20 protein-coding genes are annotated in these 19,382 nt (G+C 53.9%); 11 read left to right on the top strand and 9 right to left on the bottom strand.

What is annotated here, in order from left to right:
• Positions 1-166 precede the first annotated feature (166 nt).
• The 5 genes from H6G13_RS01285 to H6G13_RS01265 all read left to right on the top strand — a co-directional run bounded on the left by H6G13_RS01285 (position 167) and on the right by H6G13_RS01265 (position 3,703).
• Complete coding sequence (locus tag H6G13_RS01285; protein ID WP_190481345.1) at positions 167-1,306, top strand: iron-containing redox enzyme family protein; 1,140 nt, start codon at positions 167-169, stop codon at positions 1,304-1,306.
• Between the two features lie 21 nt (positions 1,307-1,327).
• Positions 1,328-2,071, top strand: coding sequence for an SAM-dependent methyltransferase (locus H6G13_RS01280; RefSeq protein WP_190481343.1), 744 nt, complete (start codon positions 1,328-1,330; stop codon positions 2,069-2,071).
• A 215-nt stretch (positions 2,072-2,286) separates the two neighbouring features.
• On the top strand, positions 2,287-2,760 hold the full coding sequence (locus tag H6G13_RS01275) for a tryptophan-rich sensory protein (protein ID WP_190481341.1): 474 nt from the start codon (positions 2,287-2,289) through the stop codon (positions 2,758-2,760).
• 182 nt (positions 2,761-2,942) lie between these two features.
• Positions 2,943-3,398 (top strand): DUF4383 domain-containing protein, encoded by a 456-nt coding sequence (locus H6G13_RS01270; RefSeq protein WP_190481340.1) that lies wholly within the window; start codon positions 2,943-2,945, stop codon positions 3,396-3,398.
• Positions 3,399-3,520: 122 nt separating this feature from the next.
• Complete coding sequence (locus tag H6G13_RS01265) at positions 3,521-3,703, top strand: hypothetical protein (protein WP_190481338.1); 183 nt, start codon at positions 3,521-3,523, stop codon at positions 3,701-3,703.
• A gap of 34 nt (positions 3,704-3,737) precedes the next feature.
• Here H6G13_RS01265 and H6G13_RS01260 read toward each other — a convergent pair whose 3' ends face one another.
• The 4 genes from H6G13_RS01260 to H6G13_RS01245 form a co-directional block, all read right to left on the bottom strand.
• The gene (locus H6G13_RS01260; protein ID WP_190481336.1) at positions 3,738-4,154 is read right to left on the bottom strand and encodes a heavy metal-responsive transcriptional regulator; all 417 of its coding nucleotides are present in this window, start codon (positions 4,152-4,154) and stop codon (positions 3,738-3,740) included.
• Between the two features lie 27 nt (positions 4,155-4,181).
• On the bottom strand, positions 4,182-4,742 hold the full coding sequence (locus H6G13_RS01255) for a DUF2269 family protein (RefSeq protein WP_190481334.1): 561 nt from the start codon (positions 4,740-4,742) through the stop codon (positions 4,182-4,184).
• A 204-nt stretch (positions 4,743-4,946) separates the two neighbouring features.
• A complete protein-coding gene (locus H6G13_RS01250; RefSeq protein WP_190481332.1) occupies positions 4,947-5,468 on the bottom strand; it encodes a MarR family transcriptional regulator in 522 nt (173 codons plus the stop codon).
• Positions 5,469-5,521: 53 nt separating this feature from the next.
• Positions 5,522-5,812 carry a hypothetical protein gene (locus tag H6G13_RS01245; RefSeq protein WP_190481330.1) on the bottom strand — a complete coding sequence of 97 codons (291 nt, stop codon included), beginning with the start codon at positions 5,810-5,812 and terminating at the stop codon, positions 5,522-5,524.
• Between the two features lie 206 nt (positions 5,813-6,018).
• Between H6G13_RS01245 and H6G13_RS01240 the strand changes: the two genes are divergently transcribed.
• Both H6G13_RS01240 and H6G13_RS01235 read left to right on the top strand, forming a co-directional pair.
• The gene (locus H6G13_RS01240) at positions 6,019-7,461 is read left to right on the top strand and encodes a multicopper oxidase family protein (protein ID WP_190481328.1); all 1,443 of its coding nucleotides are present in this window, start codon (positions 6,019-6,021) and stop codon (positions 7,459-7,461) included.
• A 143-nt stretch (positions 7,462-7,604) separates the two neighbouring features.
• Positions 7,605-7,757 (top strand): hypothetical protein, encoded by a 153-nt coding sequence (locus H6G13_RS01235; RefSeq protein ID WP_190481325.1) that lies wholly within the window; start codon positions 7,605-7,607, stop codon positions 7,755-7,757.
• Positions 7,758-7,765: 8 nt separating this feature from the next.
• On the opposite strand, the gene tyrS is transcribed toward H6G13_RS01235, so the two are convergent.
• On the bottom strand, positions 7,766-9,013 hold the full coding sequence (gene tyrS, locus H6G13_RS01230; RefSeq protein WP_190481323.1) for a tyrosine--tRNA ligase: 1,248 nt from the start codon (positions 9,011-9,013) through the stop codon (positions 7,766-7,768).
• 255 nt (positions 9,014-9,268) lie between these two features.
• On the opposite strand from tyrS, the gene H6G13_RS01225 reads away from it, so the two are divergent.
• Complete coding sequence (locus tag H6G13_RS01225) at positions 9,269-9,487, top strand: hypothetical protein (protein ID WP_190481321.1); 219 nt, start codon at positions 9,269-9,271, stop codon at positions 9,485-9,487.
• Positions 9,488-9,726: 239 nt separating this feature from the next.
• On the opposite strand, the gene H6G13_RS01220 is transcribed toward H6G13_RS01225, so the two are convergent.
• From H6G13_RS01220 to H6G13_RS01205, 4 genes are all read right to left on the bottom strand, one after another.
• The gene (locus H6G13_RS01220) at positions 9,727-11,067 is read right to left on the bottom strand and encodes a hypothetical protein (RefSeq protein WP_190481318.1); all 1,341 of its coding nucleotides are present in this window, start codon (positions 11,065-11,067) and stop codon (positions 9,727-9,729) included.
• Positions 11,068-11,155: 88 nt separating this feature from the next.
• Positions 11,156-11,494: a CU044_2847 family protein gene (locus H6G13_RS01215; RefSeq protein ID WP_190481315.1), complete on the bottom strand. Its 339-nt coding sequence runs from the start codon at positions 11,492-11,494 to the stop codon at positions 11,156-11,158.
• Between the two features lie 74 nt (positions 11,495-11,568).
• Positions 11,569-12,627 (bottom strand): HD domain-containing phosphohydrolase, encoded by a 1,059-nt coding sequence (locus tag H6G13_RS29330; protein WP_190481313.1) that lies wholly within the window; start codon positions 12,625-12,627, stop codon positions 11,569-11,571.
• Between the two features lie 280 nt (positions 12,628-12,907).
• Complete coding sequence (locus H6G13_RS01205; RefSeq protein WP_190481311.1) at positions 12,908-13,789, bottom strand: MnmC family methyltransferase; 882 nt, start codon at positions 13,787-13,789, stop codon at positions 12,908-12,910.
• Between the two features lie 223 nt (positions 13,790-14,012).
• Here H6G13_RS01205 and H6G13_RS01200 point away from each other — a divergent pair, with 223 nt between their 5' ends.
• The 3 genes from H6G13_RS01200 to H6G13_RS01190 all read left to right on the top strand — a co-directional run bounded on the left by H6G13_RS01200 (position 14,013) and on the right by H6G13_RS01190 (position 19,202).
• The gene (locus tag H6G13_RS01200) at positions 14,013-15,767 is read left to right on the top strand and encodes a diflavin flavoprotein (protein WP_190481308.1); all 1,755 of its coding nucleotides are present in this window, start codon (positions 14,013-14,015) and stop codon (positions 15,765-15,767) included.
• Between the two features lie 140 nt (positions 15,768-15,907).
• Positions 15,908-17,626, top strand: coding sequence for a diflavin flavoprotein (locus tag H6G13_RS01195; protein WP_190481306.1), 1,719 nt, complete (start codon positions 15,908-15,910; stop codon positions 17,624-17,626).
• Between the two features lie 154 nt (positions 17,627-17,780).
• Complete coding sequence (locus H6G13_RS01190; RefSeq protein WP_190481304.1) at positions 17,781-19,202, top strand: isochorismate synthase; 1,422 nt, start codon at positions 17,781-17,783, stop codon at positions 19,200-19,202.
• The last annotated feature ends 180 nt before the right edge of the window (positions 19,203-19,382 follow it).

Raw genomic sequence — 19,382 nt, 5'->3', positions numbered from 1 at the left:
CTCTTTGGAGTAGGGAAAATAAGTAGGGACTCTATCTAAAGACGGACGGTAACGCAATGTTTAATTGCTTAAAGTCTAAAGTGGTGGAGCGGCCAACTTGAACCGCGTAATCCACGATTGATTGCTGGCCGAGTTCATTGAAGAAAAAGATTCTAAGCAGTATTCTATGACGACAGTAAGTGTAAGTCCCAATATTTTGCTTAAGGGGATAGAACAAGAACTGCCGATTGTTCCTCAAATCTCCGATTTCTCTGAGTCAGAAAAGCGACTAACTGAGTTGTTGGCGACAGCAGACTTAGATCAGCAGGTAACTCAGCGTCCTGATCTGGTCAAAGACTTTGAAGGGGCTATTGCTGCGGCGCTAGAGGCTGCTTATGCAAGTATTTCTGAACCGCATGATGATGATGCTCACCTCTTTCTCCAGCGAGTTCTATACCGAATCAATCGGTTAAATCTCTTCTGGTACGACGACCTGCAGCACTATCGCAATGAGCGGTCGTTTTATCTGCAGTGGGTACGCGATCGCATTGAGTCGGCCTGGCAGGCCTGGGAACTGGATCAGCTCGATGTAGAGCAGTTTAAGCAGGCAGACATCAAGCAGATTCTGACCGAATGGGGCGACGCCGATCTAGATCCGCCCGTCTCGGAGAACAAGCGCTTCTTGCGGGAAGAGATGGACTTGGAGGGGTATCGGCGGCTACTTGCGATCGCATCCCTCGATGGCCTGGTAGAAGCTAGCCGTATGTCGCGCATTTTAGGTGGGGCCAGCAATGAAGTGCAGGCTACGCTCATCCGGGTGCTGCTAGAGGAATATGGCAATGGCCGCCTATCGCGCAAGCACTCTACCTTTTTTGCCAAAATGATGGCAGAACTAGACCTCAATACCCAGCCTGAGGGCTACTTTGAATTAGCTCCCTGGCAGCTGCTGGCTAGCATTAACCACAACTTCTTGCTAACTGAATGTAAGCGCCACTTCCTGCGCTACAACGGCGGCCTGACCTACTTTGAGATTGCAGGCCCCTCCATCTATACCGACTATCTCATTGCAGCCCAGCGGCTGGGACTCAGCAACGATGCCTCAGGCTACTGGGAACTGCACATTCGAGAAGACGAGCGGCATGGCCAGTGGATGCTGCGAGATGTTGCCCTGCCATTAGCCGACCACTATCCCGAAAATGCTTGGGAGATCGTGCTGGGCTATGCCCAGGAGAAGTACATCGGTGATCGGGCGGGCGATGCCATCATCCAGCGCATCAAGCAGGCCCAATCTCCCCTGCCTCGAGTGCAGTCACAGCCAAGTTTCTAACCTCTAAATCTAATTCCTACTATGAAAGAAGTGATGTTGGCCTCAACCGACACGATTGAGGTACCTTCGCCGAATACAGTTTTCTTTTGCCCTGAGGAATCCCAGTTCTACGCTCAGTGCTTGGAAAAAATGGTGCTGCCTCAGTGTGCCTCCGGTGAGTCGGTTGTAGAGTTTGGGGCCGGAGACGGTAGCCCAGTTATCAGCGCTCTCCTCAAAAGCAGCTTCAAGGGCCTAATCCAGGGCTATGAGCTCAACGCAGCTGCCTGTAAGCTGGCCCTTTCCAGAATTCAGCAGTATCGGTTAGACGAGCAGTATTGGGTTCATAACAGGTGTTTCTTCACTAACTCTCCCTCAGAAGCTCAATACCTAATTGCTAATCCGCCCTACCTGCCCGCTCCTGACAATGAGCTATACATGCCGTCGCTCCACGGTGGCGACGATGGTGCAACTATCACCAAGCAGCTGTTAACTAAAGGCTGTGAAAACGTGATGCTGATGATTTCGGCCTACTCTAACCCGATTGATACGGTCGATCATGCGCTCAAGTTTGGTTATCAGGTAGTTGACTTTATGGTGTCGCCCTTAAAGTTTGGCTACTACAGCTGTGAGCCCAAAGTGAAAAACACTATTTCTGAGCTGCAGCGCAAGCGCAAAGCCTTCTTCTCTGAGAATATTTACTTCCTAGCCGGAGTTCTCTTCCAGAAGAAAAACGCGACTAACTCCGACCTGTCAACTGAACTGCTCAAAGTCATGACAGTCCTATAACCCCCTCTACTTCTCGTTCCCAGGCTCTGCCTGGGAATACCCCCTACGGGGCTCTGCCTCGCTAAACCCAGTGGCAAAGCCGCTGGAACTGTTGCTCAAGCTCAGCTTGGGCAACAGTCGTTTGTATCGGTATCGAAATTTAATGCTTTGCCCCTATGACAGAGGAAGCACAAACCCCCAGTTTGTTATCACAGGAGTGCGCTAGAGAGGAAACAATGATTCAACCTTGGATGGTAATTGGCGGAGTAACCTCTGTCGTGGCGTTGGGAACGTTCCTGTTTCGGCCTCGTGATATCTTTTGGGCTGCCCGACTCGATCGCCCCAACTGGCTCTTTTTCGAACCGGCCATTCCCTTCATTTGGACCGTCATTTTTATCTGCGGAGCGGCATCAGCAGTTGTGGCTTGGCAGCAAGACCCTGGCAGTCTCCAAACTTGGCTCTTAATGGCCCTATATCTGTTGGTAGAAGTGCTGACTGTATCTTACATTCCGGCCACGTTACGCACTCGCAGCCTCGCTGTTGGCACTGCTCTAGGCGGGGCAGGCTTTGTTTTGGGAGTCGTCCTGACATTTTTAGTGTGGCCCAGCTCTAACCTGGCAGCGCTGCTGTTGCTGCCCTACCTTCTCTGGAGTCCGATTGGCACCTACACCACGGGGCGAATGATTGATTTGAATCCCGAGGCAGTTTGACCTCAATTCTTTTAATGAAAGCTAGCCCTTCTGCTGAGAAGAGCTTCTCTTTAAGGAGAGGCTTAAACCCGTTAAGAGTCAAAGCATGACAGTAGTTTGAAGTGGCGATTGCCCTTCAGTCAAGAATTTAGAGCTTTAACTTGATAGCAACCGTCGAGATTGATTAACTAAGGAGAATGGCTATGGGCGCTCGTTACTTCGCTTTAATTGCTGGAGTTTTGTACATTCTGGTCGGCCTTATGGGATTTGTTCCAGGCATGGTCGCTCCCCCCGGGACAGGGCCAGATTTGGCAGTAGACACTGGGTATGGCTACCTGCTAGGAATTTTTCCGATCAACCTACTGCACAACCTTGTGCACTTGGCAGTAGGTGTTTGGGGACTTACTTCTTACCGAGGCTATGGGGCGGCCCGAGCGTTTGCTAAGGGTCTAGCGATTTTCTATGGGGTCTTGGCTATTATGGGACTCATTCCTGGGCTCAACACAACCTTTGGCCTAATTCCTATTTTTGGCCACGATGTTTGGCTTCACGCCCTAACAGCCCTGGTCGCTGCCTACTTCGGCTTTTCAAAGCCTCAGAGAAATCAAAGGATGGATTATCGTGACCGAACTGCCGTAAGCAGCCGCGATCGCTACTAACTTTTGCTGCAAGACCTCTGCCATACGGGAATTACCACTCGTATCTATCCCTATTTCTTGACTGGGTTTGTCAGGATTGAAACAGGGTTTTTATTTGGCCTTTTGTTTAAGGGGAAAATAGCATGTTTCCATTTTTTGGCATGCCCTGTTGGGGAACTGAACCGATGAATCAGCGCTCCTACCAGGAACGCAAGTTGCGCTTTATGAAATGGGTGCGCGATGATCTAGAGACTCGTTTAGCCGGGGTAAACGCTACCATCGCAACCCTGGAGCGGCAGCTAAGCAACGAAGAAACCACAGTCTAGAACTAAAACTGCGGTTTAACGTTTGATTTACTGGTTAGCCAGTATTCTCAATAATGGGGCAGATGGATGCGTCCGCTTGGACTAGTCCTTCTGCCCCATCGATTAAGGCCAGTAGTTCTTGCCGCAGCAGGGAAAGCTGAGCCATGCGATCTTCAATCTGCTGCACCTTTTCCTGCAAGGTCTGCTTGACCTCGTGGCAGGGCCGCTGCCCCTGATCATGCACGTCGAGAATGTGGTGAATCTCCTGCAGGCTCAGACCTAACCCTTGGGCACGCTTTATGAAGGCTAGGCGGGTTAGCGCATTGGGCTTAAACAGCCGAAACCCGCCGGAGGTTCGACCTGTGGCCTGCAGTAGGCCCAGTTCTTCGTAGTAGCGAATAGTTTTAATCAGAACCTGGCTCTGATGGCTGAGTTCACCGATGCGAAGCAGATTAGAGTCAACGGCAACCATAGTCAGGCAGCTAAACAAGGGCAAGAGCTACTGCGGCCCTTCTGACCCTATTGTAGAGGCCCCGCTAGCTTCTAGCTTTGGGGACGATTTGGCTATTCGTCTACCCCATGGCTTGAGTACCGAAATGGCTACAACAGCCAGCAGACATGCTACCTGAATCGCTCCTCCGAGCATGACACCTCGCTGATCAAACACATACAGAGGATTTTGCAGCGCCTGCAGCCGCTCAGCTTCGGAGATGGACGCCATCGCGTTAAGCCAAGGCCCTAGCCAGCTTGTGCCTGTGACGATCAGAGTAACGGTTGCCACCCATTTCACAATCACCCAGTAGTGCTTGGTAAAGCCCCAAATTGTTAGCCAGGAAAGCAACCCACCTGTGACCAGCGACAGCACAGCCGTCGGAATCACAACCCAGTCATCCATAAACTTTAGAACTGAGTTGATGGCGTAGATCTCGTCGCCATTGGCTGTGTTTCGCTTAACGATTGCGATCGCAACCAGCGAAAAAACCGTTCCCAACCATAGCCCAGCCGAAATCACATGAACCGACAACAGCCAGTTCTTAGGCCTGACACTTAACTTTTTCATAAGCACGCTCCTCAAGCATCTCTGTAGTTGCCAAGAATCAAAAGTTAATTAGCTAGCTAATCATTAGCTTCCTAATTAATTTATCACAGAGACTCCCTCCAGGCTTTAAGAGCTACTCTGTCCTCATGGCGAGCCTAGAACAAAAAGCCAAAATCTCTCAAACGCTCATCCCCCCCTTACCCTTCACCCTTCACCCTTCACCCCTCATCCCTCAAACATCGCCCTCGTCCCCGCCTGCAGCTTCTGCAAAAGCTCAATCAGCGTTGTCTTCTCACTGTCCGTCAGCTCTCCCATCAGCCCCGTAGTGCGGCAGAAGTGATCGGGCAGCATCCGGGCCAGCAGGTCTTGCCCTTTTTCAGTGAGATGGACGCTCAGCATTCTGCGATCGCTAAGGCAAGGTCGTCGCTCTACCAACCCATCACGCTCTAGCCCATCTAGCAATCCTGTGATGGTGGCGCGGGTAACGCCTGACCGCTCAGCACATTCGGAAGGCGTGAACCCCTGCTCAGGAGCTTGAGATAGCTGCATTAGCAGGGTAAATTTGCCCATTGATAGGCCGTAGCGAGCAAAATGGGTTTCTAGGGCGGTTTGCACATCGGCGGTGGTGCGCAAGAAGGCTAGGCAGGCTTCAACTGAAGGGATATCTAGCTCTGCATACTGCTGGGCCAGGTTTTGGAGGGCAAGACGGTCAACGACGCGATCGACAAAAGGACGCAAGGTGGCCACAGGCTTACTCTTTAAGTTAGGCGGCTGACTATACGGTAGCTTATAGGGTGAAGCTAATTGGAGTCTTCATCGGACGAGGGCTTGAGGGCATGAACAATAAAAGTAGACTGTGCGATCGCAATCCCTGTGGCAGTCCCAGCTAAAGTCACTCGGGCGCGAAACTGATTCAACTGATCGAGTCTTTGAGTTTCAATAGAAGGGCGAAAACTGCCTGGAACCTGCCACCAAGCGGCGTAACTATCAAACAAGAAGCCCATCGGCAGGCTGAAGAGATAGCCCAATACAGTAAACGCTAGGGCTGTTGGTAGGGTCAACCCCAGATTGCGAAAAAGCAGAGATCGCATAGCAGAGGATTATAGGGTTCGCCCTCCCAAACTAAATTTTGGGCTGCTGCACTGAAAGATTGCCTTGTGACGATTTAGCAAGTGTCTATAACGATTTAACCCCCCTTAGAGGAATTGGAAGAAATGAGGGCGATAAGAGCAGGGCATTCTCTCTTTGAGATGCCTGCTCAGTGTCTATGCTGGAGGAGAAGGGCCAAAGGGACAGTATGGACAGACGCCGCTTTTTAACTCTCTCAACGGCCGTAACCGGAGCGATGCTGCTGTCGCAATGTTCAATCCCTTCGCAGCGGCCTAACCGCCTGCTGAAAAGCCAGTCAGGGCAGCTCTCTATTGATCTTGCGGCCAGCCCGACTGCTGTGAATTTGGTTGGGATGCGATCGCATCTCCTAGCCTACAACCAGCAGGTACCCGGCCCTCAACTGGAGGTTAGACCCGGCGATACGGTTGAAATTCGCTTTACCAACCAGCTAGATACCCCCAGCAACCTGCACTTTCACGGTCTGCATCTGCCGCCCACAGGTGAGGCTGACAACCCCCTGAGAATGGTTGCCCCCGGCGAAACCGCACTCTACCGCTTTACCATTCCCGCCGATCACCGGGCCGGAACCTTCTGGTACCACCCGCACCACCACGGCAATGTTGCATCTCAGGTAGCAGGCGGCTTGGCGGGGCTGCTGGTCGTGCGAGGAGATTTAGACGAGATTCCTGAGATTCAGGCGGCTCAAGAAGCCTTTTTGGTGCTACAAGACTTTGATCTAAACTGGCGCGGTCAGCTCCAAGAGCCTATGCCGATGTTCCGTATGTGGGGTCGGGAAGGCAATCATATCAGCATCAATGGACAGGCCCCGCCCACGCTGCCACTGCCTCAGTCTGGGCTGCTGCGGCTGCGATTGCTCAATGCTTCACCCTCTCGTGTTTACCGGCTGCAGCTAAAAAAACATCCCTGGCACCTGATCGCGACAGATGGGGGTGCATTGGGCGAACCCGTGGAAACCGATGAGGTGGTGCTGGCCCCTGGCGAACGGGCAGAGTTACTGGTTCCCGGCACTCGAGAGCCCGGCACTTACGAAATTGTGAACCTGCCTTATGACCGGGGCACGATGGACATGATGAGTGGGAGGATGGGCCACGGCATGATGGGCAGTGGCAGGATGGCTCACTCGTCCGCTCAGGCCGAGCCGATTCAAGTAGCCCGTCTGACTTACCAGGCCGGAGCTGCGGCCGTCCCTTTACCGAAGGCCCTAATTCTAGTGGAGTCTTTGCCAGAGCCAGAGATCTCACGCGAGTTTGTCCTAGATCACGGCATCGATGCCCAGACAGGGCAGCCCTTTTTGATCAACGGTCAGGCGTTTGACCACAGCCGAGTAGACGCACAGGCCAAACTGGGCAGCGTAGAAGACTGGTGGATTATCAACAAGGCTGGGCTAGATCATCCCTTTCATCTGCACACCAACAGCTTCCAGGTGATTAGTCGCGATCGCAAGCCAGAGCCTTACCGGGCTTGGAGAGACGTGGTTAATGTGCGGGCCTACGAAGTGGTGCAAATTCGGGTGCCGTTTCGCGATTTTGCGGGTAAGACCGTGTTCCACTGCCATGTGCTAGACCATGAAGACCAGGGCATGATGGGCATTGTGGAAATAGCGGCTTAGCAGAAAACTGCAAGCAGACAGGAGGGTTCCAGTCAAAAGATTGGCCCCTTACCCCCCTGAATATCTTGGTTTCCCCCTTTATGGTTGAGAAGTCACCAGGAGACAGCCCAAACGGTCTCCTTCAACCCTAGAGGATGTGGATTATGACTCCCTTTGCCCTAAACCAAATCAAGGCTGAACGGCTTATCCTAGCTCTCCTCGCTACCTTTCTCATGGTTGACAACATTCCCCACCCTGGCTTAGGCCCCAGCTTGATTGAGGTGAGCCTGCAGCAGGTCAGAGGGCTGGCCGATTGAGGGTGCGTTTAAGGCACCAACCGGGCGAATTTCTTCTTGCCCACCTGAAGCACTTTGCTAGTTAGCTCATCTGGAGTTTCAAAGGTCTGATCTACGCTAGTGACCTTTTCTCCATCCAGCTTGACCGCCCCCCCCTGAATCTGACGACGGGCTTCGCTGCCGCTAGCACAGAGATTGCTAGCCCCCAAAATGTAAAACAGCTTGGCCGGAAACTCAATGCTTGAGAGCGAAAATTCAGGCACTCCCTCTGCCGGATCGCCTGTCCCCTGCACTAGACTGAGCGCGGCCTGTTGGGCCTGCTGAGCTGCCGCTTCTCCATGAAACTGACGGGTCACCTCTAGAGCCAGCAGCTTTTGACGATCGCGTGGGGCCTCCGGCAGCGAGTCGAGCGGCAGCTTGGTCAGCAGCTCAAAGTAATTGTGAATTAGGCTATCAGGGGTTTTCTCTAGCTTGGAGTACATCGAGAGCGGATCTTCCAGTAGGCCGACGTAGTTACCCAACGACTTAGACATTTTCTGCACGCCGTCAGTGCCTAGCAGCAGCGGCAGCAGCATACCAAACTGCGGCTCCATGCCAAATTGGCGCTGCAAATCGCGGCCTACGGCGATATTAAACTTCTGGTCGGTGCCGCCCAGCTCAATATCAGACTCCACCGCAACTGAGTCGTAGCCCTGCATCAGCGGGTAGAGAAATTCGTGCAGAAAGACTGGGTTACCTTTCTCGTAGCGCTCAGAAAAGCCCTCTTTAGCCAGCATTTGGCCGACGGTCATGCTAGAGAGCAGCTCCAGAATTTTGCCCAAGTCCAGGCCCAAGAGCCATTCAGAGTTGTAGCGAATTTCTAGCCGTCCGGGCGTATCGAAATCGAGGATGGGCCGCACCTGCTCCAGGTAGGTTTGAGCATTGGCCTTAACGTCGGCCTCTGTCAGCTGGCGGCGCACCTCAGACTTGCCGGTAGGATCGCCAATGCGGGCAGTAAAGTCGCCAATAATCAGCACAGCGGTATGCCCTGCATCTTGAAACGCCCGCAGCTTACGCACCGGAATGCTGTGGCCTAGGTGAATCTCGGCCCCGGTTGGGTCGATGCCCAGCTTTACCCGCAGGGGCCGATCGGCGCGCTGCAGCCGTCGCACCAGGTTTTGCTGCGGATCATCAGCATCAGGCTGGTCGGGAAAGACCTCGGTGATGCCCCGGTAAATCCACTGGAACTCATTGGGGATAGCGCTTTGGGGGGCTGAGAGGGCAGACGATTCCGGCATGATGATAGCGCTAGACGTGGGTTGGGTGTGAGCTAGAGGGGTTGGGTTGGCCAGCTTCCTATTCTCGCAGAAAAATTACCGAAGGGGCACGTTCTGCCGCTGGGGATGTCGTTGGGAGTGTTTTTTGAAGGAAGTGCGATCGCACTTCCTTCAAAAAACACCTCCATTGGTAGCGAGTACACTCATCACCGTGAAACTTTACATATAGAGCAAAATAAATGAAGATGACAGCAGTCTGCTCAAGGGATAGTTCTCATGGAGCTACTGAAGGAAGCCAATGCGCTATTTCAGAACGCTGACTATACAGTGGCCACTTTCGAAAAGCTGGTAGAGCTACAAAACCGAGCTGTTGGAGTTGAGGTCACGCGCATAGGGGATTTGATAGAAGCTTTTCTCACCCAGGCCCCGCTAGATGTCGTGATGGAAATAACTAAGCCCAATCCAAAGTCGCCTTTGTCTGGATGGGGGCTTTGAGGAACCGCCAAAGCATTTTTGGGCAATACACTAAAACTTGTGGACTGAGTCGAGCCTTGGCAAAACCCAACAACCCTCTTTGGTTTCGGTGTTGGGTTTCACTTTGTACTCCTAACAGAAGCAAGCTATAAGCTAGCCTACTTTAATGCCTGTTCAAGGGGTGTAAGCTAACCGGAGACTCAGCCAGTTGACGTTGTCTTAAGCTTTTCAAGTCTCCAGCTTTCTGACCGCAGCTAGCCCTAGCCAAAACCAACTCTTTTGCTCTTGCTTTTGGCTTTGCTTTTGCCCTTGCTTTCGCCCACTTCGACCAGCGCTTCCTGAAACAGGTTGTGCAGGTGTAGGGGCACGCTGGCAATTTCGGGCAAGCCTGGCTTGAGCGGCTTCTCAAAGGTTCTTAGCAGGTCGTCGAGATCGGCCTTTAGGTTAAACGTAGGACGGGCGAGGGCTCTCTGCAGTGCCGGCTCCAGCGGGCCTGGAAACTCATGAGCTAAGCGATACCAAACATAGGCGTTAATAGCGCCCTCCTTCAGGTACTTCAGCAGCAGCTTGTCCAGCGTTTCTGCAGCCTCCTCGCTGCCCTCCGACAATAGCTGAGTTAACCGGCCATAGTCGGTCAAGAAGGATTGGCCCCAGCGGGGATGCACCAGCACTGTCACCTGTTCTGCCCTACGTAACGGATCGGGCAGAGCTGTTTTAGGCATCACCATTTTCAGCGTCTTTTGGCCATCTAGCAGCTGCTTGGTGACGGCTTCATCAGCTCCTAGTTCTGCCGCCGATTCGGCAATTTCTGCCTCAGAGACGCCTGCCTCTGCCGCCATCTCACTGAGGGTTTTATTGCTATCGACGCCTGCTGCCTCCAACCGGCGCTGGGTTGCTATTTCTTGAAACTCGGCCAGCTTCTTGTCTAGCTCATAGCCCGACAGGGTAATTTCATCCCCCTCAAAGAAATCAATAAATTCCTGGTGGTAACGCTCTACAGATAGCCAAGCCTCTTCCATCAGGTCGGGGGCATCGCCATAGAGGTGCTGATTGAACTGGTCTTTGAAAGTACCAATGGCTACCGCCAGCTTCGGCTTGCCCAGCTTGCCCAACAGCTGAATCGGCCCAGAAAAAATCCAAGATGACTCATCTAAAGGCGAGATTCGGGTTTGAACAATCTCTCCCGGCTTGAGCCGTACTAGCTTTTCTGGGGCCTGCAGTCCGTTTGGTCTCACTCGGTATTGCTTCTCCGTCAGCCAGTTCATCAACTCAAATTCCTCAGAATCTACGCTGAGAACAGTAAATAACCCATTGAAACTGCGCTGCCAGCTCTCTACTAGAGCTTTATCGGCTTCTGAAAGATCTGGGTAGCTTTGAATAAATAGATTGAGGGGAGTTTGATCGCCGACCTGCCCTTCGGTCGAAAACATATCAATGACCAAGTCGTTCCGGCTAATGCCCTGCAGCTGGGTCTTAGACCACTTCGCCATTTGGTCAGCGCTATAGGCCTCTAGCGCTGTCGCTGTTTCACCTTCAGCGTCGAGCACAAAGTCCCACAATGCTTGCTTCAATTCCCTGGAGCGTTCTAAACGGGCGTCCACAGTTAAGCCTCAATCGCGTTAATTCTCATGAGCCTATGGATTGAAAGTAATCCTTGGCAACTATCTGAGGGATGAAAAATAGGCCAGATTAAGTGGGCTGCTGTGCCCCGTTCCGCCAGACCAGCTTGACTCGCAGATTGCCCTCAGATCCAGATTTGGAAACAATGGCCCCAGCTTCAGCATCGATTTTGATACCAAACTCCAGCTCAAACTCTGAAGGTTTTTGGGGCAGCTGGTTAATAGTCTCAGTGGTCCGATTAGCCAAGGTCTGGATGGCTCCCATCGCCTGACTAAGGGCTTGGGCCGATTTGGTTGCCAACTCCATCGTATTAAGCCCCCCTGCCCGCATCACCCCCTGCGCGCCGCTAATTTCAAATAAGAGAATTGATTCTTCTGTGGAACCTGAGGTGTGGATAATATCGCTCATAAACTTTGCTACGAGAACCTTGATAGAGCGCGGAAAGATGTGAAGCCATTGTAGAAAGCCGATTTGATCAAAAGCTAACAGAGCTGAGCAGGTTCACTGGTTTCAAGGGCTGCAGCAGACTCAAGGGCCGCGTCTGTGACAGGGGCCGCTCGGTCACAACTGGCGGCTAGCTGAGTCTGAATGAAAGCTTCAAACTGGCTCATCAAGCTTGGATCACGCCAGCCTTTCTCCACCTCCTCCCACATTAGCCTGAGAGAGTTCGTTGGAGAGAGCGCCAGCTTATAGGGCCGTTCGTTGGTTAGCGCATCGTAAATATCGAGCAGCTGAAACACCCTAGCTAATAGGGGGATTTCCTCGCCGCACAAGCCGTCTGGATAACCGCTACCGTTCCACCGCTCATGGTGGTGCCGGATGATAGGAACGACGCCCTGCAGGGTCTTCAAAGGTTTGCAGATGCGCTCGCCAATGAAAACGTGCTGCTGCATGATGGTTTGCTCTTCTGGCGATAGCGGGCCTGATTTGAGCAAAATGGCGTCTGGTATGCCAACTTTGCCGATGTCATGGAGATACCCGGCCCAGCCAAGGCTGCGAATTTGACCCCGCGAGAGGTTCAGGTAGGTGCCAAAGGCCTGCCCTAGCGCCATGAGCCGTTCGCAGTGATCGCCCGTATTGGGGTCGCGGCACTCAATGGCGCGAGCAATCGAAAGCAGCACCTGCTCAGTATGGTCCAGGTCTTCATTGAGTCGTTTCTGGTGAACCAGAGACTTGACTCGGGCAGTCAGTTCAGCTTGGTCAAAGGGCTTGGTCAAAAAGTCATCTGCCCCGGCCTGAATGCCTTCTAAACGAACCTGGCGCTCATTAGAGCCGGTGAGAAAGACTACTGGAATTAAGCGGGTGGATTCATTCTTTTTGAGCTGCTTACAGACTTCGAAGCCGCTCATACCGGGCATCATGACATCTAAAAGAATCAGATCGGGGCAGGTTTCTTGAACTAGCTCCAGAGCCTGGGGACCGCAATCTGCTTCTACGACGTCATAGCCTTCTAGCGCCAGTAAGGTCGCTGCAGCCATGCGACTAGGGTAGTTGTCGTCAACGATTAAGACCCTGGCGGGTACGGCATCAAAGTGGCTCACAAGTTGAAATCCTATAGCAGAGTGGAAAACGTCAACCCAGTGATGTTTTTAGGGTTAGATCTGGGCGCTGCCCCTCCTCGTTTAGGGGCTGAGAAGCCGGCAGTATAGAGCTACCCTGCTGGCTTCACTACGGTTTTGCAAAGGCTGACAGGTTTTTCTATTTTGGGGGTAAATGGGAAATCATTTTGTATAGATTCAACCTCTGGCAGGGCTGGTATATGGCAGGATTGAGCGCTTGCAGCGGAGCAGACCGTTTGCTGATGAGCTTGATAGGGGCTTGTCAAGTTTGGCCAGGGGGAGACAGCCAGCGCTTACGCCAGCGCGAGGTGGACTCTAGCGGCGACGTCTCTTGTTCTTGCTGCCGTCGGGCCCGAATGACTGCGGGTGAGTCAGTTAATGTCGGATCTCGGTAGGGTATGGCAGCTTTGCTTTTTAGGTGCTCCTGTTCTTGTTGGGAAAGGGGACGTAAGCCGGTAGCGATATGGCGGGCTAGGGTGCCGGGCCAGCGACGGCCGGTCGCCTCAATGGGGCCAATATTTAGCCCTGCCAACAGAACAGCGGTGCGCACAGCGGCGGCACAGGAGTAGGTGGCTAAATGTCCTTCGGGGGTTAGACAGCGGGCTACCTGCTTTAAGAACTCAACCGTCCATAGTTCAGGGCAGTGGGGTGGCGAGAAGGGATCGAGAAAAATGGCATCGGCCTGAAAGTCTGTCTGCACCAATTTTTGAATCTGCTGGCGAGCATCGCCCACCAGGAGTCGGGCATTGAGGGTGGGGCTGTGGCTCTCGGCGTGGGTGGCTAGCGTTTGTAGAACTGTTTGTACAGAAGCCGACCAACCCTCCGTGAGGTGTTGGGCAATGGCTCTTTGCGGCACTCTTTTATCTAGCTCCAGGCCAACTAAGGTAATTTGACAGTTTGGGTTGACCTGCCAGATAGTCTCTAGTGCCGCGGCGGTGTTGTATCCCAGACCGTAGCACACGTCTAGCAGGGTGAGCCGGGGCTGCTCTGCTTTTCGGGCTAGCTGGGTCGCTTCTACGTAGGTTTTACGAGCTTCGGCGTAGGCCCCTTCTCGACTGTGGAAGTACTCCCCAAAGTCTTCTGAAAAAAAGGTGTAGGATCCATCCGCAGTAGGTTCTGGAATGAGGGCTCCGGTCAGCGGCATGATAGATCTAGAGAGAGGTTGCCGAGGCAGCATATCTAAAGTTACCCGACTGGGAGGATGACTTATCAGACAGGTGGGAAGAAGTGAACTCACTGATAAGCAATTGTTACGTTTGGTTAATGGTTTTTGAGTAAGAATATCTACATAAGAAACATTTTCGTTGTTAAAGCTGGCCCTCAGAGGGTCTTGCACTAGCCGCATTTATAGCCGCAGGAGGTTTTCGATGGTCGCGAAAGCGCAAGCACTGACTGGTCAGTTCGCACCTGGTACCCAACCCAAACGCCTCACGATTCAGGTGGCAGGCGTTGCTGCAGATACCACCACCATCCGCTCTCTAGATTGGGACCGGGATCGCTTTGACATTGAGTTTGGCCTGCAAAACGGCACCACCTACAACTCGTACCTGATTCGTGGCGAGAAAGTGGCTCTGGTCGATACCTCCCACGAAAAGTTTCGCCAGCTGTATCTAGATGCGCTGCGGGGCCAGATTGACCCGGCACAGATTGACTACATCGTGATCAGCCACACCGAGCCGGATCATAGCGGCCTGGTCAAAGATGTGTTGGCGCTAGCCCCTCAGGCAACGGTGGTGGGGGCTAAGGTTGCGATCGCATTTCTCGAAGACCTCGTCCATCGCCCCTTCGAGCGCATTTTGGTCAAGAGCGGCGACACGCTTGACTTGGGCAACGGCCACTTACTGGAGTTTGTCAGCGCGCCTAACCTGCACTGGCCCGACACCATCTTTACCTACGATCACCAGACCCAGGTGCTCTATACCTGCGATGCCTTTGGCATGCACTTCTGTAGCGATGCGGCCTACGACGAAGATCTAGAGGTAATTTCCCCCGACTATCGCTTTTACTACGAGTGCCTGATGGCTCCTAACGCCCGCTCGGTGCTCTCGGCTATGAAGCGGATGGATGCGCTGCCTGCTGTGACCACCATCGGCACTGGCCACGGCCCGCTGCTGCGCCACAACGTCGAAGAGCTAACCGAGCGCTATCGCCGCTGGAGCCAGGAAAAGAGCAAGTCTGAGACGCTGGTTGCCGTGTTTTACGTGTCGGACTATGGCTATAGCGATCGCATTTCGCAGGCCATCGCTCGCGGCATCACCAAAACCGGCGTAGCTGTCGAGATGATGGACATGCGCTCTGCCGACCCCCAAGAGGTGAACGAGCTAGTCGGTCGCGCCACCGGCCTTGCCATCGGCATGCCTCCCTCGTCTGGCGTCGGCTCCAAGGAGACCCAAGCCACCCTGGGCACCATTCTGGCGGCTGTTAACGCCAAGCAGACCGTGGGCCTGTTTGAGTCCTACGGCGGCGATGATGAGCCGATCGATACGCTGGCAACCCGCTTTGAAGACCTTGCACCCGTACCAGCTTTTGCCCCCTTGCGGATCAAAGACACTCCCACCGAGGCTACCTACCAGCTCTGTGAGGAAACCGGCACCGACCTAGGTCAGACCCTCACCCAGGCTGGCAAGCTGAAGAAGCTCAAAGCCCTCGACGCTGACCTGGAAAAAGCCCTGGGTCGCATCAGCAGCGGACTCTACATCATTACCGCCCAGAAAGGCGAGGCCAGCAGCGCTATGCTAGCCTCCTGGGTCAACCAGGCTAGCTTCCAGCCTCTTGGCTTTACCGTGGCTGTGGCCAAAGACCGCGCCATTGAGTCTCTGATGCAGGTAGGCGACGAGTTTGTGCTGAATATCTTAGAAGAGGGCAAGCACCTGCCCCTGATGAAGCATTTCCTCAAGCGCTTTCCCCCCGGTGCCGACCGCTTTGCCGGAGTTCGCACCCGCCCAGCAACCAACGGCTCGCCCCTGCTAGCCGATGCCCTAGCTTACCTGGAGTGCCAGGTAGTCAGCCGTATGGAGGTTAGCGACCACTGGGTCGTCTACTGCACTGTGAAGGATGGCAAGGTGTCTGACCCAGAAGGCATTACCGCAGTTCATCACCGTAAAGTCGGCAACTATTACTAAGGCAGAGAACAGAAGACAGACAGTTTAAGGGGGTACAGGAGCAAGGCGAAGAACCCTCTCTATCCCCCCTTAAACCCTAAACCTTGTACCCCACACCCACTCACCCCGCTACCCGCCCACTCCGCCACCCCTCATCCACCATGACAACTACCAACCAGCCTAGGGATGTTCAAATCCTGCAGATTGCTTCCGATACGGCGATTTTGCGATCGCGCAGCTGGAACCGGCTGCGGTTTGAGATTGAGTATGCGCTGGAGCGGGGCACGACGGCCAACACTTACCTAATTCAGGCTGACCAGACAGCCCTAATCGACCCACCCGGAGAATCGTTTACCGACATTTTTCTGGCAGCGCTGGCCCAGCAGGTAGATCTAGACGAGATTAACTACCTTATTTTGGGCCACATCAACCCCAACCGGGTCACTACCTTAAAGGTGCTGCTGGAGAAAAATCCCAACCTGACGGTGGTGTGTTCTAATCCGGCGGCTTTAGCGCTGCAGGATTTGCTGGAGGGGCAGTCGGTCAACCTGCGGGTGATTAAGGGGGCCGACGATGAGCTAGATCTGGGGCAGGGTCATGTGCTGCAGTTTATTCCGATTCCGACGCCGCGCTGGCCGGGGGGGCTGGCAACCTACGACCCCTACGCCGAGGTGCTCTATACTGACAAGTTCTTTGGTGCGCACCTAGCCAGTGAGCAGGTTTATGACCTCGGTTGGGACGATCTACTCGAAGATCGCCGCTACTACTTTGACTGCTTGATGGCCCCCAGCATTCGGCAGGTGATTGCTGCTTTAGACAAGCTGGAGACCTTTCAGTTTCGGGTGCTGGCTCCCGGTCACGGGCCTGTCGTTTTGTACGGGGCAAAGGAGCTGTTTCAGGGATATCGCCACTGGAGCGAGACTCAGAAAAGCCAGGAGCAGTCAGTAGCGCTGATCTACGCTTCGGCCTACGGCAATACGGCGACCATTGCCCAGGCCCTAGCTCGAGGCATTACCAAGTCGGGAGTGGCCGTAGAAGCGCTCAATGCGGAACAGGCTGAGCCGGAGGAAATTAAGGCGGCGGTAGAGAAGTCATCGGGCTTTTTGATTGGCTCTCCGACGCTGGGCGGCCACGCACCGACTCAAATTCAAACGGCGCTGGGAATTGTTTTGTCTTCTGCTTCTAAAACGCAGCCTGCTGGGGTCTTTGGCTCCTTTGGCTGGAGCGGCGAGGCCATTGATCTGCTGGAGGGCAAGCTTAAAAATGGTGGTTACTCTCTGGCGTTTGACCCGATCCGAGTGAAGTTTAAGCCGACTGATGTCACCCTCAAGTACTGCGAGGAAGTAGGAACAGACTTTGCTCAGTCCCTCAAAAAAGCTAGACGGGCCAAAGCACCGCGTACCCCGGCAACTTCGGTAGAGCAGGCAGTAGGGCGCATTATTGGCTCGCTCTGTATTTTCACAGCCAAACAGGGAGACGTTTCTAGCGCCATGCTGGCCTCGTGGGTGTCTCAGGCCACCTTTGCGCCGCCGGGCTTTACGGTGGCAGTGGCGAAGGAGCGAGCGATTGAGGCTTTGCTGTACTCCGGCAGCCCCTTCGTGCTGAATGTTTTGGGTGAAGGCAAGCATTTGGGGCTGATGCGGCATTTTCTCAAACCCTTTGGACCGACGGAAGATCGCTTTGAAGGGATCGAGACTAAGGAGGCTGCTAATGGCTCGCCGATCTTGAAAGATGCGATCGCATACCTTGAGTGCCGGGTAGACAAGCGTATGGAGGCTGGCGATCACTGGGTCATCTATGCCGTGGTTGATACCGGAAAAGTACTTGACAACGACGCCAAAACCGCTGTCCACCATCGCAAAACCGGCACCCACTATTAAGCTGCGTGAACTCCAGTGGCTCAGCTAGCGTGGCTGGAACCGAATGTGTTACCAGTAGGAAATATCTGCTGAATGCCCACAGCTCAAGGCATGGGGCAATTCTCAGCTACGCTTTGAGACATGGATTTTAAAACGCTTTAGTGATCCCTTCTCCATGCCAGTAGTTCCCTACCGCTCTGACTGCCTGCTCTACGGCAATGCGATTTATACCTTTCTAACAGACTGTTACCAGCTTGCCATTCAAGACAACCAGCCCAAAATTGCTAGCCTAAGTTTTGACCTGCCCCTGCTAGATCCGCTGACGGTGCTGGCCCAGGTCTCCGATTCTGAGGAGCGGCACTTTTACCTGGAAAATCCTGGACAGCGAAGAGCAACCGTTGCCTTTGGCACCACCCTAGCCCATACCTCTGAAGGCAAAAATAGGTTTCGGCAAGCCCAGCAGTTTGTAGAAACCTGGACCCGTCAAACCGTTCTACAAAAGTTTCAAACGACCGCTCCACCGAGTCCTCGTTTTTTTTGCAATTTCACCTTCTTTCCCCAACACCACAGTGCAGAGCCTCCTTTCCCGGCTGCGAGCGTATTTTTGCCCAGTTGGCAGGTAACCCGTCACCACCAGACCTGCCAACTGACTGCGAATCTACTGATCACGCCCGACGCCCTGCTAGACGAGTTGACCCAGCGCGTACTGCGGCAGATTGACCAGCTTGAGCAATTAGCAAACAGCAGCAGCAGCTACGGGTATCGCAACGCAGCGGCACCAGGCCCAATTCTGCAAACTGGTACGGTCGCTTTTAAGCAAGCTGTCAGCCATGCCCTGACCCAAATTGCCCAAAACCGCCTGAGCAAAATTGTGTTGGCCCACGCAGTTGATATTGCTGCGCCCCATGCCTTTCACCTGAGCCATTCCCTGCATCGACTGCGGCAAAATCATCCCGACTGCCATACCTTCTCCGTCAGCAACGGTCGGGGCGCAACCTTTATCGGGGCCAGCCCAGAGCGACTGCTCAGCACTCGCCACCACACGCTGATTACCGATGCGCTGGCCGGATCTGCCCCTCGCGGTCGTACTGAGGTTGAAGACCGGGTGCTAGCAGAAAACCTGCTGGCTAACCCTAAAGAGCGAGACGAGCACCAGTTTGTGGTCGAGTTTCTTACCCATCAACTCCTGTCTTTAGGCCTGCGCCCCAGCTATCGGGCAGTTCCCGAACTGCTGCGGCTAGCCAACATTCAGCACCTGCATACGCCCATCCGGGCCATGCTGCCCACCCACGCTAGCCCTCTGCGACTAGTCGAAGCCCTCCACCCCACGCCTGCTGTCGCTGGAGTTCCTACTGAAGCCGCCTGTCAAGAAATTTGGCATCACGAAGCCTTTGACCGCTCCCTGTATGCGGCTCCTTTGGGCTGGGTAGATGACCGAGGCAACAGCGAATTTATTGTTGGCATTCGCTCCGCCCTGATTCAGGAAAACCGAGCCCGGCTGTATGCGGGGGCAGGCATTGTGGTGGGTTCTGACCCAGAGCGCGAGCTGGCGGAAATTCAGCTGAAGCTGCGGGCGTTGGGGGAGGCGTTGGGGTGAGGGTGGAAGGGTAGGAGGGTGGAAAGGTGGAAGGGTGGGGGGATTGGTAGGAGTGTGTTTTTGTAGGTGGATCTATTGGAATTTTGGGTTTGGGCTGGTGGCTGGCTCAAACCGTTAGGATCTAGTTAGAACGTTTTTTGATGGGCGTTGCTCTGGTAGGGCGTAGGAGTTTGCGCCCAC

It is taken from the genome of Pseudanabaena sp. FACHB-2040, assembly GCF_014696715.1.
In the GTDB taxonomy this organism is placed as follows: domain Bacteria; phylum Cyanobacteriota; class Cyanobacteriia; order Phormidesmidales; family Phormidesmidaceae; genus JACVSF01.
Note: the sequence above shows the minus strand (reverse complement) of the source record. Positions and strands in the feature narration are given on the sequence as shown.